Here is a 25,278-nt window from a genome sequence, read left to right as displayed (position 1 = left end):
GGGGATCTATCTATGAATTTTAAAGAAAAAGTACTACAAGTTATTGCAGAAGTTTGTCAAGATGATGTGGTGAAAGAAGAGCATGATTTGGATTTATTCGATTCAGGATTGATCGATTCATTTGGGACTGTAGAATTACTTGTTAAATTTGAGGAACAACTTGATATCAATGTACCAATTACAGAGTTCGACCGAGATACATGGAATACACCAAATGCTATCGTTGAACGTCTGAATGAGCTGAAATAATGAAGAAGAAATATTTATTTGGACCAATCATTCTTGCATTGGTCCTGTTTGCCGGGGTTGTATTTATACCCACATCATGGCTGGCTAAGCTAGTTCCTGCTGATCGGTTAGAGGAATCTGCAATCAGTTTAGAGCCAAGTATGTTCCAAGGAACATACTTACAAAATGAGATGCTCAAAAGTTCGACCTATGTTCCGATTTATGGCTCTTCGGAGTTGTCACGCTGGGATCCATTTCATCCATCAAATTATTTCGAAATGAATTCCGCCCCATTCACACCTTATTTAATAGGAAAAGGCGGAATGACATCTATTATTCATGATTTAAACTTTGCAACACATGCTGCTCAATTGAAGAACAAGCAAATGGTCATCATAGTATCGCCGCAATGGTTTGTAAAGCATGGGACAGACGAACAGCATTTTGCACCAAATTATTCTGCCCTGCAAGCGTACCAGCTTCCGTTTAATAAGGATGTGGATGAGCAGGTGAAACGAAAATTGATGGAGCGGCTGATGTCATATAATGCGGTCAAGAATGATACGGTACTCTATCAACTTTATGATGCTTATCTAAATGACAAGAAGACAATGTTTAAAATGTTATCCGTTCCTGCAAAGGGGTATATATCCATCCTTAAGAAAAAGGATTTATATTTTACACTTTTGAAAGATAAACCAACCAATCGACATCAGTCAGCTGAAGTGAAGGATAAGACTTGGGAAGAATTACGTGCACAAGCTGATGCCTATGGCAAAAAACGGACACAGCATTCTAAATTTTACATTGATGATAAAGTATATAAGCATAAGAATGATTATATGAAGAGTATGAAAGGAAAGAACAAAGGCCATTCCTATGCTGAATCGCTGGAGTACGATGATTTTCAGCTGATGCTTGATATTCTAAAAAAGGCAGAAGCTGAACCGCTTTTTGTTATCATTCCAGTTAATGGTGCTTATTATGATTACACAGGCTTTCCTAAAAAAGGGCGGCAAGGTTATTACAATCGTATAAAGAAACAGATAAGCGATAACGGCTTTAACTATGCTGATTACTCCGGCCATGAGCACGATCCCTATTTTATGAGGGATACGATTCATATTGGCTGGAAGGGCTGGGTTTATGTAAGTGAGGATATGCAAAGATTCCTTGAATAGCATTAGGACGATTCACGTATGAAGTGGATCGTCTTCTTCTATTTCGACAAAGTGTATTTTGAAATTAAGATGAATGAATGACAATATAGTTCATTTAAGGCCGTCATTTTAAATATTCAAGGAGAATCAAGTGAAAAATAGCGTATAATAGGAGCTTACGGAAATAATAAAAGAATAATCCAAAATAAAAGAGGCTTTGTTATGAGTGGAAAAGGTTTTCATGCATTTAATTTAAGTAATCAAATAGTAAAAGCTCTAGATAGTTTAGAATATAAAAATCCAACAGAGGTTCAAAATAAAGTTATCCCCCTTGTGTTAGAAAAGATTGATCTTGTTGTAAAATCCCAAACTGGAAGTGGTAAGACAGCTTCCTATGGAATTCCTATTTGTGAATTAGTGGAATGGGAAGAGAATAAACCACAAGCGTTAATATTAACACCAACAAGAGAACTTGCTGTTCAAGTCAAAGATGACTTTATTGATATAGGAAGACTGAAGAGGATTAAAGCAACAGCTGTATATGGAAAACAGCCGTTTGCCATCCAAAAAACAGAATTAAAGCAAAAAACACATGTAGTAGTTGGTACTCCAGGTCGCGTATTAGATCATATCGAGAGAGGAACATTGACCTTAGAAAAATTGAACTATCTTGTGATCGATGAAGCGGACGAGATGCTAAACATGGGATTTATTGAACAGGTAGAGGCAATAATCAAGGCTTTACCAAAAAAAAGAGTAACTATGCTGTTTTCAGCAACGTTGCCGGAGGAAGTTAAAGAGCTATCCCAGCGCTATATGAAGACACCTATTGACATTGAAATCAAGGCAAATGGACTGACTACCGATAAAATTGACCATACGCTTATAAGAGTAGAGGAAAAAGAAAAATTCTCTCTTCTTCAAGCTATAACGATTGTAGAGAATCCTGATAGTTGTATTATCTTTTGTCGGACAAAAGATAGGGTGGACATGCTGAGTGATCAATTAACGGACTTAGGATATAACTGTGATCAAATTCATGGCGGGATGGTACAGGAAGATAGACTGGATGTTATGAATGATTTTAAAAGGGGAGAATTCCGCTACTTAATTGCGACAGATGTAGCAGCAAGAGGAATTGATATTGATAATATAACCCATGTGATCAACTATGATATTCCTTTAGAAAAGGAAAGCTATGTTCATCGTACTGGAAGAACTGGACGAGCAGGTAAACAAGGAAGAGCCATTACCTTCATGACACCATTTGAAGAGAAGTTTTTACAGGAGATAGAAGAATATATCGGCTTTAAAATTCCTACAAGGGCTGTTCCTGCAGAGGAGGAAGTTGCCGATAAGCGATCTGACTTTGAGGCAAAAAAGAAGGTTGAGCCGGCGATTAAAAAGGCAAAAAATGAGAAATTAAATAAACATATTATGAAATTATACTTTAATGGCGGTAAAAAAAAGAAGCTTCGAGCAGTGGACTTTGTTGGAACAATTGCAAAAATTGAAGGGGTATCAGCAGAGGATATTGGGATTATTACGATTATGGATACTTTTTCGTATGTAGAGATTTTGAATGATAAAGGACGTGTCGTGCTCGAAAAGATGAAGAATACACCAATTAAGGGTAAATCCTTGAAGGTATATGAAGCAAAGAAGGACTGACAAAGGCTTTAGAACAGTTCGCAGTCAAGATTAATTTTTTTAAAATGGAGCAGACTGAATACGCATAGACTCTTAGGGGAGCTGCGAGATAGTTCGACCCCCCTACCAAGCTCGTCCCATGAAAGCAAAGTGTATTCAGTCTGCGGATGATTACTACTAACTTCTTTCTTAAAATGAATGAAAAACGCGAACAATTGTCCTAATCAAATTTACACAGATTACTAAAGTATTTATACTACTTTTTCTTTTAAAAAGAGGGAAAATATCACACTATAAAAGCCTGGGAAAAATCACCACCTAAATTTCGACAAAAACTTCAAAAAGTAGTTTGACATTCATCTTAATAACCCCTATATTAATAGAATGCAAAAAACTAAACTATCTGAATCTTTTTAAAAAATAGTTTAATTGGAGGTCATCTTATGGAACAACGTCAGCAATGGGGGTCACGCTATGGCTTTATCATGGCGGCTGTAGGCTCTGCAATTGGTTTAGGTAATATTTGGAGGTTTCCAGCGGTTGCTTATGAAAATGGGGGAGGAGCATTTTTCTTACCGTATTTATTTGCGATTATAACAGCAGGTATCCCAATATTAATATTAGAATTCACAATTGGACAAAAATTTCGTGGTTCCGCACCACTTTCTCTATTTCGTTTAAATAAAAAGGCAGAATGGCTGGGGTGGTGGCAGTTGTTAATTGCCTTTGTCATCTGTACGTATTATTCTGTCATTGTCGCATGGGCAATTAAGTTTACTATTTATTCATTTGGGACCCAATGGGGTTCAAATCCGGAAAGTTTCTTTTTCAATGATGTTTTAAAGAGAGCAGATACAGCTGGAACGATTGGCGGTTTAGTTCCTGGTATTGTCATTCCAGTACTTTTTGTATGGGTTGTAGCGTTATTTGTATTGTATCGTGGAGTTTCTAAAGGAATCGAAAAATTAAATAGGATATTCCTTCCTGTTCTTATTGTGATGTTTTTGGTAATCGTTATTCGTGCCTTAACATTAGATGGAGCTGTCCAAGGCTTGAATGCTTTCTTTAAGCCAAACTGGGATATGATTTTGGACGGAAAAGTTTGGATTGCCGCATATGGGCAAATTTTCTTTTCTTTATCGATTGGTTTTGCCATCATGATTACTTATTCTAGCTATCTACCAAAAAAATCAGATATCAATAATAATGCGTTTATTACAGCATTTGCAAATTCTGGATTCGAATTATTAGCGGGGATCGGTGTTTTTGCTGCTCTTGGATTTATGGCTAACCAACAAGGTGTGGAGGTCCAAGATGTAGTCAGCAGTGGAATTGGACTAGCATTTGTGGTTTTCCCAAGCATCATCAATGAATTTCCTAGTATGAACGGATTATTTGGGGTATTATTTTTCCTTTCTCTTGTTTTTGCCGGTTTGACATCCATGATTTCAATCGTGGAAACCTTTATAGCAGGTGTGCAAGAGAAATTTAATGTATCAAGAACAAAAGCAGTATTAACAAGCGGAATTGCTGCAACAGTTATCTCCCTGCTTTTCGCAACAAACGGTGGTTTATATTTACTGGATGTAGTGGACTACTTTATTAATAATTTTGGAATTGTTACGGCAGGATTTGTAGAAGTAATCTTAATTGCATGGTTCTTTAGAGGATTAAACGGATTACAGTCACATACGAATGCTATTTCTGACTTGCGTATTGGTGCATGGTGGAAATTTTGTTTAAGTGTTATAACACCTATTGTTCTAGGCTATATGATGTTTGATAATATTCGCCAAAACTTAAGAGAAAATTATGGAGGATATCCAACAGAACTGATTCTGTCTGCCGGTGTGCTTGTTGTTGTGCTGAGCATTATTATTGGAGTTCTTCTATCTAGAAAAAAATGGAATGCGAATATAGCTCTAGAAAGAAATAAGGAGGTTGCTTGATATGTCAGCTAGTGCAATCACTATGATGATAGTGGGTATGATCATCCTCTGGGGTGGTTTAGCAGCCAGCATCTTTAACGTTGTAAGAGTATCTAAAAAGGCAAAATAATGACTAAAAGGATTGGTCCATCATAGTGGCCAATCCTTTTTAAATAAAGCAATAGTAAAGCTGTTTGGTAAGAAGGGTATATCAATTAGAAATCCAAGCTTGTTTTCGCTGCTCTAGCCTTTGATAAATCAGTGCAACGATCATTGCTGGCAGACTGCAAGCGAGCATACCAAGAAAGGCATATCTTGGTTCTATTTCGTATAAAAAGCCTCCAAGCATGGTGAATACGGCAGTGCTCCAGCTCAGAGCGAGAGCTGAGTATATGCCTTGTGCTTTTGGGATTTGTGCCTGTGGAATATTGTTGATCAAATATTTCATAAAGGCGTAATGTCCCATCGCAAATGAAAAGGCGTGTAAAGCTTGCGTTAGGCAGAAAACAATGACATTAGGAAACGCAAAAATGATTATCCATCGCAGAGAAGAACCAGCTGCTGCTATTGCCAATAACGTACCGACAGAGAATCTACTAAAGTGTTTATCTGCTATGGAAAAAAAGATGATTTCTGCAATGACGGCTATGTTAATGATTACTCCAATGAGATAAATAGGTGCATGTATATCCTGAAGAAAAATATAGCCATAATTATAGTAAGCAGCATGGGCTGCTTGAAGCAAAATGACAATAATAAGTACTAAAATAAAATGTTTGATGCGAAATAGTTGCAGCAAACTTATTTTTTCTGCTGGCTTAACTTGTGGTTTTTTCGCTAAAATTGCAGGTGCATTCATAAAACTAAGACCTACAAAGCTAATAATCCCTAGTAAGAGAGCCCAAAAAATGATCTCATCCCCGAACTTACCTGTAAAAATAGTTAATATGACTCCTACTGAAACAAACCCAATAGATCCCCATTGGCGGCTTCTCCCATAGTGTTTTAATTGTTTATTCTGCACAAGGACACTCGCGGCACTATCTAAAGCTGGCATTAGAGTTGGATAAAATAGATGTAAAATAACCGTTACGATTAATAGACCGGAATAAGAGTTTGTTAGCATATAACCACTAATAGAGACAAGTGTGCCGGCGCCCATTATATTTAATAACGTTTTACTACTAAATTTCTCCGACAAATAAGGAAAGGCAAATAATGTTGACAGCCCTCTAGCGATTAAGCCAAGACTCATAATGAAGCTGGCTTGTGAGACGGAGATTCCCTTTGTATAAATTAACCAGCCAGACCAATAAGGCAGGAATATTCCCCAAGTCATAAAAAAACTAAAAAAACGTGTACTCATCCATCGTTGTGTATTCATTCTTATCCTCCTCATTCATTTGCATGGTATCATAGAAGTAAAGATAAATAATAGGAGATATCTCTTATTTATGGAGGCAGAAGATGCAAATTTACAAAGGAGATAAAAAGCAGCAATTTTTAACAAGGAATTCAATTGCTGATCTATTTTCTTTCCAAGTAGAAGAGTATATAGAAATTCATGAATACCAGCGGGATGAATGGATTATAAAAGAAGGAATGAGACCGGATTATTTATTTTTTGTAATGGAAGGAAAAGCGAAAATATATGTAACACATCAAAATGGAAAGGTATCTTTAATAAATTTCATTAATGCAAATGATTATATTGGCGAAATGGAATTACTGCATGATGTGTATTATACAAAGGGCATACAAGCATCAACTAAAGTTATTTGTTTTGCTCTTCCGTTTTATTATTATCGAACAAAATTGTTGGAGGATGCTAAGTTTTTGCGTGAGCTTACAAGGTTTTTAAGTGAAAAGGCAACAGTAATGGCAGCTAAGTATTCGCAAACCCTTGCTTTTCCCCTTGAAAATAGACTTGCAGACTTTATCTTGCAAACGGCAGACAATGGAATTTATAAGGAGAAACATGTGATTGTTTGTGATTATTTAGGGGTATCCTATCGCCATTTGTTATACATGCTTACAAAATTTTGTGAAAAACAATATTTGCAAAAGAACGGAAGAAATTATCAAATAAAGGATTATCAGTTTTTAAAGAAACTTGCAGAAGCTTTAAAGAATAAATAATCTATAGGAAAGATTTTCTTAAAGAGACAAAGTAATATGGGAAAAACTAGAATTGAAAAACGGGTTGACTAAACTCGACTAAATACGGTACTATTAAAATTAATTGAATAAGACCTCACTTTTTTACAGTGAGGTAGAGGCGCGATATTTAACAGTCTTTAGTGGAGTTTGAGAAGCTATGATGCTAAGGAGAAGGAAATGTCGCCGAAGTTTGTAATATTTCTCCGTATTACATGCTGGGTCTGTAGTTAAGAGCTGCAGGACTGTCTCAATAAACGCCTAGTTTATTGAGTTGTGCTATCTCATTTGGGATAAAGAGAGGACTTTAGGGCTATTACATATACTACGACCTGAGTTGATCTCAGGTCGTTTTTTTTGTTTTAGTAGATTGAAAGAAAAATAGGAGGAGAGACAACATGAGAAACAAATTATTAATGATGATGGTTTTAATGGTCTCAGCCATGCTTTTATTGGCAGGCTGTGGAACAAGCGATAAGCAAGCTTCTGGATCATCAGATGACAATACATTTAGAGTAGGACTGGAAGCGGGATATGCTCCTTTTAACTGGACACAAAACGATGATTCCAATGGGGCTGTTAAAATCAAAGGATCATCAGAATATGCTAGTGGATATGATGTAGAAATTGCTAAAAAAGTGGCTGAAGGTCTCGGAAAAGAATTAGTCATTGTGAAAACAGAATGGGACGGGCTAGTACCAGCGTTAGTTTCAGGGAAAATAGATGCTATTATTGCAGGGATGTCACCAACTGCAGACCGTAAAGAAACTGTTGACTTTTCAGATAGCTATTATAAATCAAATTTAGTAATGGTAGTAAAAAAAGGCAGCAAGTATGAAAAGGCTTCTTCTATTCAGGATTTTAAAGGTGCTAAAGTTACAGCACAGCTAAATACCTTTCACTATTCTGTCATTGACCAAATTGAAGGGGTAGAAAAAAAGACAGCTATGGATAACTTCCCAGCCATGAGGGTTGCTTTAGAGTCTGGTGTTATTGATGGCTACGTATCAGAACGTCCTGAAGCAGTTAGTGCGTCAACTGCAAATGATAAATTTGTAATGGTTGAATTTAAGGAAGGATTTAAAACATCAGAAGAAGACACATCCATTGCTGTAGGGCTGCAAAAGGATAGTGATTTAACAGAGAAGATTAATAAAATCTTAGCAGATATCCCAGAGAAAGAACGTACAAGCTTGATGGATAATGCAATCAAAAATCAACCAGCAGCAGAATAAAAAAGAACAAAACCGGCTGTATATCTTAATACAGGCGGTTTTATACAGTAAGTGAGGAGAAAAAATGAGTCTTGAGTGGATCATTAAAATAATTTCAGAAAACTGGCCGATGTTTCTTCGTGGTGCTGGGTTAACACTTATCATTGCCTTGATAGGGACCATTATTGGAGCTGCTATTGGATTGATTGCGGGGGTTATCCGCACTATTCCAACACCGGAACGCGGCATAAAAAAGTTTATTTTAAAAGTAATTAATATCATCCTGTCTATCTATATTGAATTCTTCCGTGGAACACCAATGATTGTTCAAGCAATGGTTATTTATTATGGTTCTGCGCTAGCATTTGGTATAGACATGAATGTTTTTGCTGCAGCAATCATTGTAGTCTCCATTAATACAGGTGCCTATATGGCAGAAATCGTTCGAGGGGGGATTATTTCTGTTGATAAAGGGCAGTTTGAAGCAGCGCATGCGATTGGAATGAATCATGTGCAGACAATGTGGAACATTGTATTGCCACAGGTCATCCGTAATATTTTACCTGCAACTGGTAACCAATTTGTTATTAATATTAAGGATACCTCTGTATTAAACGTTATTTCTGTTACTGAATTATATTTTGTGACAAAATCAATTTCTGGAAATAATTTTAAGTATTTTGAATCATTCTTCGTAGCGTGTCTAATTTATTTTGTAATGACCTTTATTGTTACGAGAATATTGTTATATATGGAGAGAAAGTTAGAAGGGTCCGATAGCTACACTGTTATCGGAACAGATGCACAACCATTAAGGGGTAAATTAAAATAAGGAAGAAGGTGAATAAGGTTGGACAAAATTATTGATATCAAGCATTTGAATAAATCCTATGGGAAACATGAGGTATTAAGAGATATTGATTTTTCCGTTAATAAAGGTGAAGTGGTTTCGATCATTGGTTCCTCTGGTTCTGGTAAATCAACGCTTCTTCGGTGTATAAATCTATTAGAAAAGCCAAGTGGCGGGGAGATATTCTATCATGGCGAAAATATATTAGATGAAAAACATGATGTTGCGGTCTACCGAAAAAATTTAGGGATGGTATTTCAGCAATTTAACTTATTTAACAATCATAATGTACTGAACAATTGTATAGTAGGCCAAATAAAAGTTTTAAAACGCTCTAAAGAAGAGGCCGAAAAAGTAGCAATGCATTACTTAAATGTTGTGGGAATGGACAAGTATATTAATGCGAAGCCAAAACAATTATCAGGCGGTCAAAAGCAGCGTGTGGCAATCGCAAGAGCCTTATCCATGAATCCTGATGTGATGCTATTTGACGAACCTACATCAGCTCTTGATCCAGAAATGGTAGGAGAAGTACTGAAGGTCATGAAGGAGCTTGCACATTCTGGCTTAACGATGATAGTGGTAACACATGAAATGGAATTTGCAAAAGAAGTATCAAACAGAGTTATCTTCATGGACAAGGGCGTTATTGCGGAAGAAGGAAGTCCGGAACAAATCTTCCACCATCCTGTACAAGAACGTACGCAAGAATTCTTAAAGCGCACCATTGTACAGCCACAAGTCAGCCTATAGTACTTTCATGGAAAGACTTGTTATAGTGGTTCTCTTTTGTAAATTGTAAATCATCTGTTAAAAGAATCGAAAGAAAGCAGTATAATTTTCTAATTTCTTCTATGATGAGAAATAGTTTCCGGTGATTTAGAGAGAAAAATGGTGAAGCATGGCATCAGTAGTGACAAGGTTGATTAGATAACATAACTAGATAAAGAGAAGTCAATGGGCTTCTCTTTTTTTATGGCCATTTATAAATGGAATTATAGTTTCAATGTTATTTTTGTATAATAATTTAATGGTGTTTTTCATATTGGATGAGTCAATTTTATTTTTAAATAAATAGTTAATTATAAATAAGGTTTATAAAAAAATGGAATCTTTAATTATATCAATATACATCAATAAGTCCATTTACCTATATATATAATGGTATAATAGTTATAAATATACATTTTCTAACAAACAAGGAGAGACCTCATTATGCTCTTATTAGGAAAGAAAAAGGAAGAATTATATTTTTCCTCTTTAGGAACCATACAAGTTGATTTTAATTTGCCCAAAGAATTACAAACCCAAATTGAAATGATTGGATTAACAGAGCTAGATGTGAAGCGATTATTTGTTTTGCAGCCAATTATAGAAAGAGAAGCACAGCAACTAGTAGATTCATTTTATGAAACTATTGGGAAGGAACCTTCCTTAATTACAATTATTAATACCTATAGCAATGTTGAAAAACTTGGAAAAACATTATACCACCATATTAAAGAAATATTTTCTGGGAAGGTAAATGAATCTTACGTCATGCAGAGAAAAAGAATTGCCCATGTCCATGTCAAAATCGGATTAGGAACGAAGTGGTATGTTAATGCCTTTCAACAGCTGCTGAATACAATTATAGAAGTTTTCTACAAAGAAATAAAAAATAAAGCGGAATTATTTGAAGCTGTTAGTTCTCTCCAAAAAATCTTTAGTTTAGAACAACAATTGGTATTAGAATCCTATGAATTGAGGGAAGAGTCTCTTCGTAAAGTAAAAGAAGCAGAAAAAGAAAAAATACAGGAAACAATGAAAGAAACCGCTCATGAGTTATCAGCAATTTCGGAAGAAACAAGTGCCTCTTTAAAAGAGCTCATCAGCCAATTTGAAAAAATTCAAATACTCACTAAAGATGGAGGGCAAGCCATTCAAAAGGTAGAAGAATTATCTGAAGACGGAAAAGGGAGAATGAGCCAAGAAAAAGAGTCCGCCAGTTTAATAAGAAATCAGATTCTTGTTCTGCAAGATGAAATCAGGAAAATGAGTATGGTTAGCCAAAGGATTGATAGTATAGTAGACGTAGTAACTTCTATTGCTAATCAAATCAATCTTCTGGCATTAAATGCATCGATTGAATCCGCTCGTGCAGGAGAACAAGGCAAAGGATTTGCAGTTGTAGCAGGGGAAATTAGAAAATTATCGAGTTTAACTAAACAATCTACAGAAGAAATTGGTTCTTTAGTGAAGGATATTTCTCAACAAGTGAAACAAGTGCATATTTCAGTTACCGATTTTAATGAGGATATCGTAAAAAACCAAAAAATCACGGAAGAAACAATCGAGTTTTTTAATCAAATTGTCCATGCGGTTCAGCAATCAAAAGAAAAAACAGAAATAATATTTACCGAGATAAAAAACAGTGATTTAATTGTCAATCAACTTTATCAAGCAACAAATGAAATAACTCATTCAGCTGAAATGTTAGCTAACTAAACAAATAAATGAATTGAATTAGAGAATTATATCAAGAAATTAAAATAAATCATAGGAAAAGATAAACAAGAATTTAACTAGAAGATAACTGGTTGTATGTCGCTGCTTTTATGAGTGAATAAGAAAGGTATTATGTCATAAAGTGTTGAATATAAGGATAACATCTCTTTTATACGAAAGTAGATTTAGCCGATGGCTTTTCGTAGAGAAAAGGATACTATTTTAATTATGGAGGCACTGAATGAAACAACTCTATATGAAGCAAAAGATTTTTAGCCTTAATGAAAAATTTACAGTCAAGGATCAACAGGAAAAAGATGTTTATTATGTGGAAGGAAGCTTTTTTAAAATCCCTAAAACCTTTTCCATAAAGGATGCAAACAATAATGAAATTGCCCTAATTACCAAAAAGGTCTTTAGCTTTTTACCGAAGTTTTATATAGAAATCAATGGGGAAAATGTTTTAACGATTAACAAAGAGTTTTCTTTCTTTAAATCCCGCTATACCATTGATGCTGCTGGCATTGAAGTAAGTGGGAATTGGTGGGATATGGATTTTCGCGTTTTTCAGAATGGGGAAGAAGTCGGCAGGGTAAGCAAAGAGTGGTTTACCTGGGGTGATAGCTATAAAGTGCAAATACTGAAGGAAGAAATGGAAGCGATACTGATTGCTTTGGTTGTTGCAATTGATTGTGTAAAAGCAGACCAAGCTGCTACATCTTCTGCCTCTGTAGATTAATGAAAAGGGAAGCATAGGGGTGCTTCCTTCTTTTTGTTATAATAATATTTTTAAAGACAAATTAACCAGTGGAGGAATAAAATAATGAACACCTTGCCTAATTGTCCAAAATGCGAATCTGAATATACATATGAAGATGGAACTTTTTTAGTTTGTCCGGAATGTGCACATGAGTGGACATTCAATAGTAATATGGAGGCAAATGATGATAGCAAAGTTATCAAAGATGCAAATGGAAATGTTTTGAATGATGGAGATACCGTTACGGTTATCAAGGATCTTAAAGTAAAAGGGAGTTCATCAGTTTTAAAGCAAGGAACAAAGGTAAAAAGTATTCGCTTAGTAGACGGCGATCATGATATTGATTGTAAAATTGCGGGATTTGGAGCAATGAAATTAAAATCGGAATTTGTGAAGAAAGTATAGACTTTTAAGGCCAAGGCAGTCAAAAGACGGTTCTACTAGAGGGCAATTAATATTATTGTCCCCGGTAGAACCGTCTTTTTGCGCTTATTTCAAAAAAGATAAATTTAATATTGCCACTAAAAATAGATAGGATTATTGATAATAGAGATCTATTTTCATTCACAAAAAGACTTCTGTCATTGCTTCGACCTATCTCTTTATTCCAGTTCATATTTAGTTCATATTTATAATTTATTATCACTTCATAAGATGAAAGAGGGAGGATTTACTTTGAATCAAGTGACTAATAATAAAAAGATTATAGATAGTAGAGAACTGGCTGTGGAAGCGGAAGGGCTGGTAAAGGTATTTGGCGATAACCGTGCTGTAGATGGAGTGGATTTACAGGTTCGCACAGGTTCTATTTATGGGGTGCTGGGTCCTAATGGAGCAGGGAAAACAACTACGATTAGAATGCTCGCAACTTTGTTGAAGGCAGATGCAGGTTCTGCAAAGATTTTCGGCTACGATATAGGAAAGGAGCCACAGCAAGTTCGCCAATTAATTGGTGTAACAGGTCAATATGCCTCTGTTGATGAATCCCTAAGCGCGACAGAGAATTTAATCATTTTTTCTCGGTTATTAGGTTTAGGGCGTATCGAATCAAAACGTAAAGCAATGGAATTATTAGAAGAGTTTGGCTTAACAGAAGCAGCAAAACGTCCATTGAAAAATTTTTCAGGAGGAATGCGGAGACGACTGGATTTAGCTGCGAGCCTTATTGCACAGCCGCCACTTATTTTTTTAGACGAACCAACTACTGGACTCGATCCACGAACGCGTAATCAAATGTGGGAGACAATCAGGAAATTAGTAAAAGGGGGATCAACAGTCCTGCTGACAACACAGTACTTGCAAGAGGCAGATGAACTTGCAGATCGAGTTGCGGTCATCGATCATGGAAAAGTGGTCGCAGAAGGTACAGTGAATGAGTTGAAGGGATCTATTGGGACTTCCTCCTTACACTTAAGTATCCAAAACGAACAAAATATGCAGGAAGCTCGCCTGATTGTGGAACGTGTGCTTAACGTTCAATCAGCTGTATCAGCAGAAGGCGGAAAAATTACAGCGCCAATGGCTGATCCAGATAAAGTAACCGATTTGCTTATGACATTAAAGACAGCGGGCATTCCATTGGCTGAATTAAGTGTGCAAAAGCCAACATTAGATGAAGTATTTCTAGCTATTACTGGTTCTAATGCAAATGTAGATAAATCTAGTAAAGGGGAGGGATTAGTATGAGCACTACTACATTAAAACCAACCAGAGAACAAAAAATTTACAGAAACTCCACTTTTCGTCAAGCAGTGCGAAATTCATTAACAATGGCCTATAGAGGTTTGCTTAAGATAAAGCGTACACCTGAACAATTATCAGATGTTACCTTACAGCCGATTCTTTTTACTCTTATGTTTACGTATATTTTTGGCGGAGCTATTTCTGGCAATGTGCAAAACTATTTACCGGTTATTATTCCGGGAATTCTCGTTCAAACTGTTATTACAACATCAGTGGTAACAGGTGTCCAGCTCAGGGAGGACATGGATAAAGGCGTGTTTGACCGCTTTAAGTCTTTGCCGATTGCCAGAATTGCTCCTTTAGCAGGAGCATTGCTTGCTGATACTATTCGCTATACCATTGCCACAACTCTTACGTTTACGATGGGATATATTATGGGTTATCGACCAGATGGTGGTATAGGCTTTGTAATCTTGGCAGGAATTCTTGTTATTGTTTGTTCTTGGGCAATCAGTTGGATCTTTGCTTTCTTGGGTGTTATTTCACGAACTGCTTCGAGTGTACAAGGAATTTCTATGATTGTCTTGTTTCCATTAACATTTCTGTCCAATGCCTTTGTTCCAGCAGACACAATGCCTAATTTCCTTCAGTGGTTTGTAAAAATTAATCCTATCTCTCACTTAGTTACAGCAGTTAGGGATCTAACAAACGCAGGAACAATTGGCTTAGATTTCACAATCTCTCTTATTGGAGCAGCCGTAATAGTAGCTATTTTTGCACCGATTACCGTACGTGCTTATATGAGACGCGCATAAGTTTTTGAAGGATTAAATGGTAGAATAAAGAGAATAATCTATGAAGTAGAACGGCTATGAAATTAGCGGTTCTCCTTATTTTTTTTAAAGGAATGATAATATGGCAAAAATACTAGTCGTAGATGATGATCCACATATTAGAGAATTAATCCGTGTCATTTTAATAAAGGAAGGCTTCTCTATTATGGAGGCAGAAGATGGAGAAGCCGCGATGTCTATACTCGAGCAAGCAAAAATAGATTTAATTATTCTTGATATTATGATGCCGAATATGGATGGCTGGACACTTTGCCGTGAAGTGCGAACCTATTACCCAGAGACAATGCCAATCTTGATGTTGACAGCAAAAGGAGAAACAACACAAAAAGTGAGAGGGTTTGAACTAGGAGCGGACGATTACTTAGTAAAGCCCTTTGCTCCTGCTGAGTTAGTTGCTAGGGTGAAGGTACTTCTCAAGCGCTACCAAATTAATGTTTCCAATCAGATTGAGATAGGAAATGTCGTGATTAATCGAGACACCTATAAAATTTCTATTGGAGTTGCTGAAATTACATTACCTTTAAAGGAATTTGAATTATTATTTAAGCTTGCAACCCATCAAAAGAAAACTTTTTCGCGAGAACAATTAATTGAAGATATATGGGGCTATGATTATGAGGGGGATGAGCGCACCGTTGATGTTCATATAAAACGTCTAAGGCAGCGATTTGCCCAAGAGGACTGTCCCTTTAAAATAACGACAGTTCGCGGTCTTGGTTATCGATTGGAGGTTAAATAGTGAAGTTCTCACAATGGATGAAAAGAATAGCAGGCATTTTTGCAATTATTATTTTTCTAATGGTATGCTGGTCCTTCTCCTATTGGTTAACAGCATGGTTTTATGAAGCAATCCAAGTATCTCCAAGCGAATTCATCAGACAATTAATTAATTCAATTGCCGGATTCTTTCTCTTTGGATGCATAATAGCAGTTATCTCAAAAATTCCGTGGATTAGATCCAAACAGGATAAACACTTATACCCAATCATTCAAGCAATCAAAATGATAGCAGAAGGAAATTTTAATATTGACCTTTCCTATTATAAAAATCAGTTTAGAGAAGGTGACAATGATCATCCTTATTATCAAATAGTAACAAATATTAGTCATATGGCAGAAAAATTAGGAGAAATGGAGGAAATGCGTCAGGAATTTATCTCCAATGTGTCTCATGAAATTCAGTCTCCCTTAACCTCTATTAGTGGGTTTGCTCATGCTTTGAAAAATGATGATTTGAGTCCAAAAGAACGCAATCACTATTTGGACATCATTGAAATGGAAAGCATCCGCTTGTCCAAATTAAGTGAAAACCTATTAAAACTTACCTCTTTAGAATCAGAGCATTTACCTTTGGAGCAAAAAGAGTACCGATTAGATCGACAGCTTCGTCGAATTATTCTTGCCAATGAACCACAATGGACAGAAAAAGAAATAGATATGGATATCTCCCTTGCGCACATAACAATTATGGCAGATGAAGAAATGCTTGATCAAGTGTGGATTAACTTACTTCATAATAGTATAAAATTCACGCCAAAAGGAGGTACTATAACAGTCGAGGCATTTAAATCGGAGAATAAGGTTATTACTGTTAAAATAAGAGATACAGGAATTGGCATGGAACAGGATTCGCTCATGCATATATTTGAACGCTTTTATAAAGCAGATAAATCAAGAAATCGAAATATAGGAGGAAACGGCCTCGGTCTTTCTATTGTCAAAAAAATCATAGACTTGCATAAAGGCGAAATCCAAGTCAAAAGCCAAATAGGAAAAGGAACAGAGATAACAGTAAAAATAGGAAAGCAGAGGGACGGCTCTACGGAGATCAATTAGCCCGACCTCAGTAGAAACTCGTCCTTCATTTTTAAACAAGGAGCGATTAGAATGGTCAATAAGGTTTTCTTAAATGATTTTGCATTAACGGTTTCAAATTTTAAAGAGGAAAAGGTGAAAAGTAAAAAATCAGAGAAGCTGTTAACGGTAGTAAGCTTTGAGTTTAAAGTAAGAGGTGGGGAAGAATACCACGTAGTTACGAAGTTTTTATATGAGAATATATTCGATGTCAGCATTCCTGATAAGTCATTGGAATTTAGAGGGGAAATTAATCAGTATTCCACCTCCTATACCAATTTCTCTGATGAAGACAGTACTAGTGATTTCTCTTTAAAATTAATGGAAGTGGAATAAATTTAGAAGGGGTTTGGCAAAACAGATCACCGTTAAGTGGATAGAGCGATCTGTTTTTTTTGCTTCTATAAACGGAAAGGGCGGTTATCTATATGAAATTAAGTATTTTAGATCAAGCACCTGTATTATCTGGGAAGAGTGCGCAGGAGGCACTTAAAGAATCGATGAAGCTTGCTCAATCTGGTGAAAAATTGGGATACACAAGATATTGGATTGCAGAACACCATGATTTCCCTGGTCTTGCTAGTTCTGCCCCAGAAGTGATGCTTGGGTATATCGGAGCCAATACAGAAAAGATAAGAATTGGGGCAGGAGCCATACTATTGCCACACTATAAACCATATAAAGTAGCAGAAACATTTAATATGCTTGCAACGTTATTTCCCAATCGGATTGATCTAGGAATAGGACGGGCACCTGGTGGATCGGCCGAAGCCTCGATAGCTCTTTCTGGGAACTTTTTAGAAAATGTCCGAAATATGCCTAACTCAATTAAAGATCTTCTCCATTTTTTATATAATAATTATCCAACAGATCAGATGTTTTCAAAAATAACAGCACATCCTCTTCCAGATATACCTCCTGTTCCATGGATCCTTGGAACCAGTGAAAAAAGTGCTATTCAAGCAGCAAGTTATGGGACTGCCTATGCATTTGGCCATTTTATGAGTGACAAAGATGGAATCGAGATTGTCAATACATACAGGAATGCATTTCGACAGAGCAGCGGTCTCCAAAAACCACAAGCTATCATAACTGTATCGGTTATCTGCGCTGAAACCTCCGAACTAGCAGAAGAGCTTGCTTTAAGCTGGTTCCTATCAAAAATCCAAACGGATAAAGGTGAAAAAAATAACCGCATTCCTACTATGGAAGAAGCAAGAAATTATTCGTTTACAAGCGATGAGAAAGAAAGAATACAAGAAATGCGCAAAAAGATGATGATTGGAAACCCAAAAGAAGTGAAACAACAATTGGCTGAGCTGCAAGCTGTCTACAGTGCTGATGAAATCATGATTGTAACCATTACTAATAGCTATGAGAGTCGAAGAAAGTCATATGAGCTAATTGCCAAGGAAGTTTGGTGAAAAAGTTTTTTAGATGAAAAGGAAAGGAGGTATTTAAGTGAAGTTAAGTGTACTTGATCAATCTGTAATAAGTAAGAATGGGAATGCAAGCATGACTCTCGCAAATACCATTAAATTGGCAAAACGAACAGAGGAGCTTGGCTACACTCGTTTTTGGGTTGCGGAGCATCATAACTCAAATGGCATCGCTGGTACCTCCCCAGAGATACTTATTTCCAGTATTGCCGCTCAGACAAACAGAATTCGTGTGGGATCAGGAGGTGTTTTACTGCCCCAATATAGTCCTTTTAAAATTGCAGAAGACTTTAAAGTGTTAGAAGCACTTTATCCGAATCGAATGGATTTAGGAATGGGTCGTTCTCCAGGGGGGTCTACCCTAACCCGCTTGGCCCTTACGGATGGGGTTAGAAAAAGCTTAAATGAATTTCCTCGCCAAGTAACAGCACTTCAAGAATTTCTCATAGGTTCTTCGCCTAATCACGAGGTTCAAGCTTATCCTTCTGTTGAAACGCAGCCGGAAATGTGGATGCTCGGTGTCTCACAGCGAGGAGCTAGATTAGCTGCTGAAAAGGGAACTGCTTTTACTTATGGCCACTTTATAAACCCCATTAGCGGAAGTATTGCCATGCAGCATTATAGAGAGAACTTCCAGCCGTCTAGTTTTCTTGCAAATCCGCAGGCAAATGTATGTGTATTTGTTGTTTGTGCACCTTCCCAAGAAGAAGCCGAAGAAATGGCATTAAGTCAAGATCTATGGCTGTTAGCAATCGAAAAAGGGCAAGATACTTTCCTTCTTTCAAAGGAAGAGGCGGAAAGTATAAGGCTTTCGGAAGAAGACAAAGCAATCATAAGAAAAAATCGCAAACGGGCCATCATTGGAACCCCGGGAAAAGTAAAAGAAGGACTGCTCCAATTAAGTAAAGTCTACCAAACCGATGAAATGATGATTATTACGAACATTTATGATTTTGAAGAAAAAATGCAATCCTATACACTGCTGGCAGAAGCAGTTCTTTGAAATTTTCATGTAAACACTTGATAAAATTAGCTATAATAATGAAAAAAGGGGGTGCTTACAGTTGGAGAATCATATACGATTGTCTGATACTACTTCCACTCATGCAAAGCCTATTATTGGAAAGGCGATACTTTGCATGGGGCGAAACAACTAATTTTATCGCTGACTAATATTTTGGCTTTGCACCTTATTTTAGACAAAAATAAAAATAAGGGAGCGGGCAAATTTGAAGTATACAAACGCAATGAATGTTTTACCTGAAAAGCTTATTTTGGAAATTCAAAAATATGTCCAGGGCGAGACTCTATATATTCCAAAACAAGAAAATGCTCATAAGAAGTGGGGAACTTCAAGTGGGGGAAGATTAATGCTGGATCGCAGAAATAATGCGATAAAAGCAGCTTTTGCAAATGGAAGCACCGTTCAAGCATTGGCGAAGGAATATCATCTCTCCACAGAAACAATTAAAAAAATCGTCTATTCACATAAAAATAAAGAATAGCACTGGTGAGTTTTCATCAGTGTTTTTTTATGTAAAAATCGTTTCTTAGTCATCTTTTCCATTTTAGAAATAGAGTGTCTCTACTAATATAGGAAGAGAGGATAATCCATTAATAGGAGAGAATGATATGACAGAAGCATTTATAAAAAATGAACAATTAAATTTTATCAAAAAGCAAATTTCCAACATTAAAGATAGTATGAATAAAAGTTTACCTAAAACAGTGTTAGCTGCAGTAATGGAGTTAGCTGAGGCAAAAATTTTCGAGCTTTTTCCCCAAGCAACAAGTGATCAGCAAGAGTTATTGGATATTTCCAAATGGAAAACAAAGGATGAATATGAACAATATATAGAGCGACTTGCTAAGTATGTATTGCCGTTTCCAAAAATTACAGAACAGCAGCTAAAAAAATTATTCCCAAAGCAAAAGAAATTAAGATTACCTGATTTCGCAACAATAGACCTTCATCAATTAACCTATTTAAGCTGGACAGATGGAAAGTCTAATAGAAAATTTGTCATTTATGAATTAGATGGGAAATTAGTAGGGGTGGAAGGGAAGATGACGCCGACTAATAAAAAAAATATTTGTTCCTTCTGCAATAGCTTTGGAGAGGTTGCCTATTTTTCAACGATTACCAAAGACAAGAAACCTAAAAATGCAGATTATTACAAGGCTATCGGAAACCTGATTTGTACAGATAGCAGCGAATGCAATAAGAACATGGACAATACCGCTTATTTGCAAGAATTTTTACTGACCGCAGAGGGTCGATTTTACTGAGAACGTCCTCGGTGGAATCATCCCTCTGCTACCCTGTTGATAAGCTGTGCTAAGGTTATTAATCCTTTTTCTAATTCTTCTAATGAGGCATAGGAGTAGGATATTCGCAGATGCCGGTCATCTGCTTTATCGTATACGATGCCTGGATTGATAAGAATTCCTTCTTTAAGAGAAATCTCAAATAGCTTGCGTGAAGAAATCATTGGTTTTAATTTCAGCCAGATGTAGAATCCGCCATTAGGTACTGTCCATTCAGCAATATCTGAGAAATTTTTCTTTAATAGATTATTTGTAAAATCTCTTCGCAGTCTTAGCTCTGCTCTTACTTCTGTTAAGAAATCCTCGTACCATCCGTTTTGCAGCCATCTTTCTACAGCAAATTGAGATAAACTGCTAGAACCATAGTCTGTCTGCATCTTAATATCGGCTAAATGCCCGATAACTGGTTCAGGTCCTACAATCCAACCAATTCGGAGCCCTGGGCTTAATGTTTTGGACATACTTCCGATATAGAGAACGTTTCCTTGTGTATCAAGTGCTTTTAAGGGCTTGGGCGGAGGAGTGTCTAACCATAAATCTCCGTATACATCATCCTCAATGATAGGTATTGCTTCTGTTTGACTAATTGCTATTAACTCCTTTCGTCTCCTTTCAGACATGACAATGCCAGTTGGATTATGAAAGTTAGGAATTGTATACAGCAGCCCGGCTTGATGCTGTCTTTTTAGCCGTCCAATGGTATGACAGGTAATTCCTTCTTCATCGAGCGGCAGGCCTAATAAGTGCATTCCTGCTGATTGGAAGACATGGATGGAACTTAAATAGGATGGTGTTTCATGAAAGATGGCTGCTCCTCGCTTTAAGAGACCAATTGATAGTAATTGAAGTGCTTGGAGCCCGCCTGAAACAATTAAGATCGATTCAGAGGTAGCGACTATTCCCTTCTTTTTTAAATAAGAACTAACCGCTTGTCGCAAAGCTAAACTTCCTTTAGGCTCGGTATATCCAAGTGAAAAGCTTAGATTGTCCTTAAGGTGAAAGATTTCTTCCATCCGTGCTTTAGGTAATAGCTTTGGAGAAAGCTCGCCAGTACCAAGTCTAATAATATTCGGATTTGCTTCGGCTTTATTAATTTTTTGGATAATAGAGATGTTCGGTCGATGAATGCTCGATTTAACATAACTAGTCCAATCAGGAGGTGGAGTGGAGGCAAGTAAACTCCATGTATTATTTATTACCTTTGTTCCACTTCCTACTTTTGTTTCAATTAACCCATCAGCAGCTAATTCTTCAAGTGCTGTAACAATGGTGCTCCGGTTGACTTCGAATTGTTTTGCCAAACTTCTTTGGGAAGGGAGTTTCATACCAATCGTCCATTCTCCATGAATTATTTTCTTTTTCAGATAGGTAGTAATTTGTTGGTGTAAGGAAACGGTTGAATCCTTTTGTGGCTTCCATTCCATTTCTGCCATTAATTGTATACTCCCTTTGCTTTTTCTTTTATTTTAACAAAATGGTTGGGTTTGTAACCATCCAATTGGATGGAGACAGATAGCCTATTCTTCGTTATGCTCAATAAAAGCAAGGGGGAATAAGGATGGAACCAATATTACATGGAATTTTATTAGCATTTGGGTTAATACTACCATTAGGCGTTCAAAATATATTTATATTTAATCAAGGAGCAACGCATAAAAAATTTAGTTATGTGTTACCGGCCATAATTACGGCTAGTATTTGTGATAGTTTACTTATTTATTTAGCAGTTGCAGGTGTTTCAGTAGTAGTTTTTACCTTTGAATGGGTGAAAACAGTGCTTTTTACTGTTGGCTTCTTTTTCTTAGCGTATATGGGATGGTCTATGTGGAAAACAGCAGCCATGGTGGGGAGCAAGCAAGAACAGCTACTCTTTTCTCCACGCCGCCAAATAGCATTTGCTGCTTCTGTTTCTCTATTAAATCCACATGCTATTCTCGACACAATCGGCGTGATTGGCACAAGCTCCTTAGCCTATACTGGAGAGGAGAAAATCTTGTTTACTGCTGCTTGTATAAGTGTATCTTGGATTTGGTTTTGTTTATTGGCAATAGCAGGGAGAAAGATTGGACAAATCACCGGGCGCGGAAAGCTGATTAAACGCATTAACCAAGTATCAGCAGTTATTATTTGGGCGATGGCACTTTATTTAGGTCTAAATCTAATAATCTTAAAATGACATCCCGCTTTGGGCATTCAGAATGACATCTCCTTTATATTTCGCTATAATGAGAGGGCTGTAAGTGCCCTTCAAATGAAAAAGGGGGTTATGTAATGATTCAATTGCGTAATGTTAGTAAACGTTTTGCGGATGATGAAGTCATTAAGTCTATTTCTTTAGCGATACATAAAGGAGAAATTTTCGGAATTATTGGAGCGAGTGGTGCTGGTAAATCCACGTTGCTGCGGTTAATGAATTTATTAGAAGTTCCGGAAGCGGGAGAAGTGCTAGTGGACGGCCGAGAGCTGACCAGTATTAACTATAAAGAACTTCGACAAGCCCGTCAATCAATTGGGATGATATTTCAACATTTCAATCTTGCTGCAAATAAGACCGTTTATGATAATGTGCTAGTGTCTTTAGAATTGGCTAACTATTCAAGAAAGGACAGACGAAATCGAGTAATAGAGTGTCTCCGATTTGTTGGATTGGATAGCTTTATGGATAAATATCCTGCACAATTAAGCGGAGGTCAGAAGCAGCGTGTAGCGATAGCACGCGCAATTGCGAATAATCCGCAAGTATTATTATGTGATGAACCAACCTCTTCCCTTGATCCAAAAACGACAGGGGAAATCTTGCATGTTCTAGAGGACGTTAATAAGCGTCTAGGTGTAACGGTTGTAATCGTCAGTCATGAGATGGAGGTAATCAAAAGCATCTGTAACCGTGTGACAGTTTTGGAAGATGGAGAAATTTATGATACCGTTGCAATCCAGCCAAAAGGAATTCAACAAATAAATAACACCTCCAAAAGGTTAGTAGAACAGCTGAAAAAGGATGGTGAAGTAGACCATGCCTGAGATATTAATTCAATATAGATTGGAAATTTGGCAATCTATTGGGGAGACTTTTATAATGGTAGGCATGTCTATCCTAGCAGCGATTATCATCGGACTGCCAGTCGGAACATTGCTTTTCTTAAGTAGAAAAGGAAAGATGCTCGAAAATCGAATAATTTTTTCTACACTGAACTTAATAGTAAATATTATTCGTTCTTTTCCATTTTTATTATTAGTAGTTTTTCTTATTCCATTTACGAGAATCATCATTGGAACGGCTATGGGTACAGCAGCTGCAACGGTCCCATTATCGATTATTGCCATCGCTCATTATGCTCGTTTAGTGGAGCAATCATTACTAGAAGTGCCAAAAGGCGTAATAGAAGCAGCCATTTCGATGGGAGCATCTGTCAGGGAAGTTATCTTCAAATTTCTTTACGTAGAAGCTCGTTCTGGACTTGTGCTAGGACTAACAACTTCGATTATCAGCTTTATTTCTTATTCAACCATTATGGGAGTTGTTGGCGGCGGCGGTATTGGAGATTTTGCGATTCGTTATGGATATCAACAATTTAAAACAGATTTAATGATTTATATGATTATTATTATGGTCATATTAGTACAGGCTATTCAGTTTACTGGTACAGCAATAGCAAAAGTAATTGATAAAAGATAAATGAGGAGATAAGAAAATGAAAAAAATATTATTTTTAATGATAATAGGCCTATTTCTGTTAGCAGCTTGCGGAAAAGAAAAGGCAGAAACAGATAAAAAGCAAACGAATACCAAGGAAAAAGAAGAAGTAACGCTAAAAGTAGCGTCTTTAATACCACCAATGACGGAAATCCTTGAGTTAGTAAAACCAACATTAGCAGAGGAAGGTATTAACCTTGATGTTAAAGTATTAAGTGATAATGTACAGCCGAATACGGCACTTGCGGCAGGGGAAGTGGATGCAAACTTCTTCCAGCATGTCCCCTACATGGAAGAGTTTAACCGAAGTAATAACGCTGAATTAGTGCCAGTAAAAGCTATTTATTTTGCAAATTATGGTGTTTATTCAAAACAATATGATTCTATGGATGATGTGCCAGAAGGTGCTGTAATCGCAATTGCTAATGATGTATCCAATGTAGACCGTTCTTTGGCATTATTGGCTCAACATGATGTCATTAAGCTAAAAGAGAAAACGGGTCCTTATTACACCAAAGCGGATATTATCGAAAATCCGAAAAACTATAAGTTCGAAGAAGTTGATTTATTAATGCTTGCAAGAATGTATGATGATGCCGATCTAGTCGTGATGACACCAGCTTATGCTTCCCCACTTGGCTTAACACCAAAAAGTGATGCCTTGTTAGTAGAAGGGGTAGAAAATGATTTTGCGATTACATTAGTTGCTCGTAAAGATAATGCAGATTGGGAACCTATTCAAAAGCTAGCGGAAGCAATGACTAGTCCAGAGGTTCGTAAATTTTTAGAGAAAAAATATGACGAAACAGCCATTCCTGCATTTTAAATAAGAGGTTGTCTAAAGACAGTCATATTTCACTGATAAATAGCATATCAATGCCTTATCCTAACTATTTATAAGGATAGGGCTTTCTTTTTGGGGAAATTCTGGCTTTAAAAAAATGAATAATTAGCGTATAATTATAGGTAACTATTTAAAATTTTTTGAAAAT

The 25,278-nt window shown here is 36.6% G+C and carries 27 protein-coding genes and 1 riboswitch; of the genes, 25 read left to right on the top strand and 2 right to left on the bottom strand.

Annotated elements, in window-relative coordinates:
• The first annotated feature begins 12 nt into the window (after nt 1-12).
• The 5 genes from dltC to NSS71_RS19035 all read left to right on the top strand — a co-directional run bounded on the left by dltC (nt 13) and on the right by NSS71_RS19035 (nt 5,096).
• Nucleotides 13-249, top strand: a complete 237-nt coding sequence (dltC, locus tag NSS71_RS19055; RefSeq protein ID WP_047940981.1) for a D-alanine--poly(phosphoribitol) ligase subunit DltC — start codon at nt 13-15, stop codon at nt 247-249.
• A complete protein-coding gene (dltD, locus tag NSS71_RS19050) occupies nt 249-1,409 on the top strand; it encodes a D-alanyl-lipoteichoic acid biosynthesis protein DltD (RefSeq protein WP_061797140.1) in 1,161 nt (386 codons plus the stop codon). Before dltC ends, dltD begins: the two co-directional genes overlap by 1 nt.
• 201 nt (nt 1,410-1,610) lie before the next feature.
• Nucleotides 1,611-3,059 (top strand): DEAD/DEAH box helicase, encoded by a 1,449-nt coding sequence (locus NSS71_RS19045; RefSeq protein WP_061797138.1) that lies wholly within the window; start codon nt 1,611-1,613, stop codon nt 3,057-3,059.
• A gap of 422 nt (nt 3,060-3,481) precedes the next feature.
• Complete coding sequence (locus NSS71_RS19040; protein WP_061797137.1) at nt 3,482-4,987, top strand: sodium-dependent transporter; 1,506 nt, start codon at nt 3,482-3,484, stop codon at nt 4,985-4,987.
• Between the two features lies 1 nt (nt 4,988).
• Entirely contained in the window at nt 4,989-5,096 is a 108-nt protein-coding gene (locus tag NSS71_RS19035; protein ID WP_123258587.1) for a methionine/alanine import family NSS transporter small subunit, read from the top strand.
• Between the two features lie 81 nt (nt 5,097-5,177).
• On the opposite strand, the gene NSS71_RS19030 is transcribed toward NSS71_RS19035, so the two are convergent.
• The gene (locus tag NSS71_RS19030; protein ID WP_061797135.1) at nt 5,178-6,350 is read right to left on the bottom strand and encodes an MFS transporter; all 1,173 of its coding nucleotides are present in this window, start codon (nt 6,348-6,350) and stop codon (nt 5,178-5,180) included.
• Between the two features lie 83 nt (nt 6,351-6,433).
• Between NSS71_RS19030 and yeiL the strand changes: the two genes are divergently transcribed.
• The 16 genes from yeiL to NSS71_RS18950 all read left to right on the top strand — a co-directional run bounded on the left by yeiL (nt 6,434) and on the right by NSS71_RS18950 (nt 20,553).
• Nucleotides 6,434-7,105, top strand: a complete 672-nt coding sequence (yeiL, locus tag NSS71_RS19025; RefSeq protein WP_047940976.1) for a transcriptional regulator YeiL — start codon at nt 6,434-6,436, stop codon at nt 7,103-7,105.
• 126 nt (nt 7,106-7,231) lie between these two features.
• Nucleotides 7,232-7,413, top strand: a riboswitch (Lysine riboswitch).
• A 108-nt stretch (nt 7,414-7,521) separates the two neighbouring features.
• The gene (locus tag NSS71_RS19020; protein WP_047940975.1) at nt 7,522-8,358 is read left to right on the top strand and encodes a transporter substrate-binding domain-containing protein; all 837 of its coding nucleotides are present in this window, start codon (nt 7,522-7,524) and stop codon (nt 8,356-8,358) included.
• Between the two features lie 64 nt (nt 8,359-8,422).
• Nucleotides 8,423-9,169, top strand: a complete 747-nt coding sequence (locus NSS71_RS19015; RefSeq protein WP_047940974.1) for an amino acid ABC transporter permease — start codon at nt 8,423-8,425, stop codon at nt 9,167-9,169.
• An 18-nt stretch (nt 9,170-9,187) separates the two neighbouring features.
• Entirely contained in the window at nt 9,188-9,940 is a 753-nt protein-coding gene (locus tag NSS71_RS19010) for an amino acid ABC transporter ATP-binding protein (protein WP_047940973.1), read from the top strand.
• Nucleotides 9,941-10,402: 462 nt separating this feature from the next.
• On the top strand, nt 10,403-11,674 hold the full coding sequence (locus tag NSS71_RS19005; RefSeq protein WP_053215592.1) for a globin-coupled sensor protein: 1,272 nt from the start codon (nt 10,403-10,405) through the stop codon (nt 11,672-11,674).
• 241 nt (nt 11,675-11,915) lie between these two features.
• Nucleotides 11,916-12,413 (top strand): LURP-one-related/scramblase family protein, encoded by a 498-nt coding sequence (locus tag NSS71_RS19000; RefSeq protein ID WP_047940972.1) that lies wholly within the window; start codon nt 11,916-11,918, stop codon nt 12,411-12,413.
• A gap of 84 nt (nt 12,414-12,497) precedes the next feature.
• Nucleotides 12,498-12,839 (top strand): zinc ribbon domain-containing protein YjdM, encoded by a 342-nt coding sequence (locus tag NSS71_RS18995; RefSeq protein WP_061797133.1) that lies wholly within the window; start codon nt 12,498-12,500, stop codon nt 12,837-12,839.
• 270 nt (nt 12,840-13,109) lie between these two features.
• Nucleotides 13,110-14,120 (top strand): ATP-binding cassette domain-containing protein, encoded by a 1,011-nt coding sequence (locus tag NSS71_RS18990; protein WP_095321926.1) that lies wholly within the window; start codon nt 13,110-13,112, stop codon nt 14,118-14,120.
• Nucleotides 14,117-14,932: an ABC transporter permease gene (locus NSS71_RS18985; protein ID WP_095321928.1), complete on the top strand. Its 816-nt coding sequence runs from the start codon at nt 14,117-14,119 to the stop codon at nt 14,930-14,932. Before NSS71_RS18990 ends, NSS71_RS18985 begins: the two co-directional genes overlap by 4 nt.
• Before the next feature lie 100 nt (nt 14,933-15,032).
• Complete coding sequence (locus NSS71_RS18980; RefSeq protein WP_047940969.1) at nt 15,033-15,710, top strand: response regulator transcription factor; 678 nt, start codon at nt 15,033-15,035, stop codon at nt 15,708-15,710.
• Entirely contained in the window at nt 15,710-16,807 is a 1,098-nt protein-coding gene (locus NSS71_RS18975; RefSeq protein WP_095321930.1) for a sensor histidine kinase, read from the top strand. The genes NSS71_RS18980 and NSS71_RS18975 overlap by 1 nt, the downstream gene beginning before the upstream one ends.
• Before the next feature lie 51 nt (nt 16,808-16,858).
• On the top strand, nt 16,859-17,161 hold the full coding sequence (locus NSS71_RS18970) for a DUF3219 family protein (protein WP_047940968.1): 303 nt from the start codon (nt 16,859-16,861) through the stop codon (nt 17,159-17,161).
• A gap of 92 nt (nt 17,162-17,253) precedes the next feature.
• Nucleotides 17,254-18,249, top strand: a complete 996-nt coding sequence (locus NSS71_RS18965) for an LLM class flavin-dependent oxidoreductase (RefSeq protein WP_047940967.1) — start codon at nt 17,254-17,256, stop codon at nt 18,247-18,249.
• Between the two features lie 37 nt (nt 18,250-18,286).
• On the top strand, nt 18,287-19,267 hold the full coding sequence (locus NSS71_RS18960; RefSeq protein ID WP_341151922.1) for an LLM class flavin-dependent oxidoreductase: 981 nt from the start codon (nt 18,287-18,289) through the stop codon (nt 19,265-19,267).
• 226 nt (nt 19,268-19,493) lie between these two features.
• Entirely contained in the window at nt 19,494-19,769 is a 276-nt protein-coding gene (locus tag NSS71_RS18955; protein WP_061797124.1) for a CD3324 family protein, read from the top strand.
• A 127-nt stretch (nt 19,770-19,896) separates the two neighbouring features.
• The gene (locus NSS71_RS18950) at nt 19,897-20,553 is read left to right on the top strand and encodes a FusB/FusC family EF-G-binding protein (protein ID WP_095320389.1); all 657 of its coding nucleotides are present in this window, start codon (nt 19,897-19,899) and stop codon (nt 20,551-20,553) included.
• 17 nt (nt 20,554-20,570) lie between these two features.
• On the opposite strand, the gene NSS71_RS18945 is transcribed toward NSS71_RS18950, so the two are convergent.
• Nucleotides 20,571-22,025 (bottom strand): aminotransferase-like domain-containing protein, encoded by a 1,455-nt coding sequence (locus tag NSS71_RS18945; RefSeq protein WP_095258309.1) that lies wholly within the window; start codon nt 22,023-22,025, stop codon nt 20,571-20,573.
• 125 nt (nt 22,026-22,150) lie between these two features.
• On the opposite strand from NSS71_RS18945, the gene NSS71_RS18940 reads away from it, so the two are divergent.
• The 4 genes from NSS71_RS18940 (at nt 22,151) to NSS71_RS18925 (ending at nt 25,112) form a co-directional block, all read left to right on the top strand.
• Nucleotides 22,151-22,768, top strand: coding sequence for a LysE/ArgO family amino acid transporter (locus tag NSS71_RS18940; RefSeq protein WP_061797121.1), 618 nt, complete (start codon nt 22,151-22,153; stop codon nt 22,766-22,768).
• Between the two features lie 95 nt (nt 22,769-22,863).
• Nucleotides 22,864-23,613, top strand: a complete 750-nt coding sequence (locus tag NSS71_RS18935; protein WP_144580534.1) for an ATP-binding cassette domain-containing protein — start codon at nt 22,864-22,866, stop codon at nt 23,611-23,613.
• A complete protein-coding gene (locus NSS71_RS18930; protein WP_047940960.1) occupies nt 23,606-24,268 on the top strand; it encodes a methionine ABC transporter permease in 663 nt (220 codons plus the stop codon). The genes NSS71_RS18935 and NSS71_RS18930 overlap by 8 nt, the downstream gene beginning before the upstream one ends.
• Nucleotides 24,269-24,284: 16 nt before the next feature.
• Nucleotides 24,285-25,112 (top strand): MetQ/NlpA family ABC transporter substrate-binding protein, encoded by an 828-nt coding sequence (locus tag NSS71_RS18925; RefSeq protein WP_061797119.1) that lies wholly within the window; start codon nt 24,285-24,287, stop codon nt 25,110-25,112.
• The last annotated feature ends 166 nt before the right edge of the window (nt 25,113-25,278 follow it).

The sequence above is a fragment of the Niallia sp. FSL W8-0951 genome (assembly GCF_038006525.1).
GTDB lineage: Bacteria > Bacillota > Bacilli > Bacillales > Cytobacillaceae > Niallia > Niallia circulans.
This window is presented reverse-complemented; position numbering and strand designations above follow the sequence as displayed.

Excerpts from the sequence above, each read along its gene's own strand:
- dltC (WP_047940981.1), top strand. The coding sequence starts at position 13 with ATGAATTTTAAAGAAAAAGTACTACAAGTTATTGCAGAAGTTTGTCAA.
- NSS71_RS19000 (WP_047940972.1), top strand. The coding sequence starts at position 11,916 with ATGAAACAACTCTATATGAAGCAAAAGATTTTTAGCCTTAATGAAAAA.
- NSS71_RS19040 (WP_061797137.1), top strand. The coding sequence starts at position 3,482 with ATGGAACAACGTCAGCAATGGGGGTCACGCTATGGCTTTATCATGGCG.
- NSS71_RS18945 (WP_095258309.1), bottom strand. The coding sequence starts at position 22,025 with ATGGCAGAAATGGAATGGAAGCCACAAAAGGATTCAACCGTTTCCTTA.
- NSS71_RS18995 (WP_061797133.1), top strand. The coding sequence starts at position 12,498 with ATGAACACCTTGCCTAATTGTCCAAAATGCGAATCTGAATATACATAT.
- NSS71_RS18965 (WP_047940967.1), top strand. The coding sequence starts at position 17,254 with ATGAAATTAAGTATTTTAGATCAAGCACCTGTATTATCTGGGAAGAGT.
- NSS71_RS18970 (WP_047940968.1), top strand. The coding sequence starts at position 16,859 with ATGGTCAATAAGGTTTTCTTAAATGATTTTGCATTAACGGTTTCAAAT.
- NSS71_RS19020 (WP_047940975.1), top strand. The coding sequence starts at position 7,522 with ATGAGAAACAAATTATTAATGATGATGGTTTTAATGGTCTCAGCCATG.
- NSS71_RS18985 (WP_095321928.1), top strand. The coding sequence starts at position 14,117 with ATGAGCACTACTACATTAAAACCAACCAGAGAACAAAAAATTTACAGA.
- NSS71_RS18950 (WP_095320389.1), top strand. The coding sequence starts at position 19,897 with ATGACAGAAGCATTTATAAAAAATGAACAATTAAATTTTATCAAAAAG.
- NSS71_RS18980 (WP_047940969.1), top strand. The coding sequence starts at position 15,033 with ATGGCAAAAATACTAGTCGTAGATGATGATCCACATATTAGAGAATTA.
- NSS71_RS19035 (WP_123258587.1), top strand. The coding sequence starts at position 4,989 with ATGTCAGCTAGTGCAATCACTATGATGATAGTGGGTATGATCATCCTC.
- NSS71_RS19015 (WP_047940974.1), top strand. The coding sequence starts at position 8,423 with ATGAGTCTTGAGTGGATCATTAAAATAATTTCAGAAAACTGGCCGATG.
- NSS71_RS19045 (WP_061797138.1), top strand. The coding sequence starts at position 1,611 with ATGAGTGGAAAAGGTTTTCATGCATTTAATTTAAGTAATCAAATAGTA.
- NSS71_RS19030 (WP_061797135.1), bottom strand. The coding sequence starts at position 6,350 with ATGAATACACAACGATGGATGAGTACACGTTTTTTTAGTTTTTTTATG.
- NSS71_RS18925 (WP_061797119.1), top strand. The coding sequence starts at position 24,285 with ATGAAAAAAATATTATTTTTAATGATAATAGGCCTATTTCTGTTAGCA.
- NSS71_RS18935 (WP_144580534.1), top strand. The coding sequence starts at position 22,864 with ATGATTCAATTGCGTAATGTTAGTAAACGTTTTGCGGATGATGAAGTC.
- NSS71_RS19005 (WP_053215592.1), top strand. The coding sequence starts at position 10,403 with ATGCTCTTATTAGGAAAGAAAAAGGAAGAATTATATTTTTCCTCTTTA.
- NSS71_RS18930 (WP_047940960.1), top strand. The coding sequence starts at position 23,606 with ATGCCTGAGATATTAATTCAATATAGATTGGAAATTTGGCAATCTATT.
- dltD (WP_061797140.1), top strand. The coding sequence starts at position 249 with ATGAAGAAGAAATATTTATTTGGACCAATCATTCTTGCATTGGTCCTG.
- yeiL (WP_047940976.1), top strand. The coding sequence starts at position 6,434 with ATGCAAATTTACAAAGGAGATAAAAAGCAGCAATTTTTAACAAGGAAT.
- NSS71_RS18940 (WP_061797121.1), top strand. The coding sequence starts at position 22,151 with ATGGAACCAATATTACATGGAATTTTATTAGCATTTGGGTTAATACTA.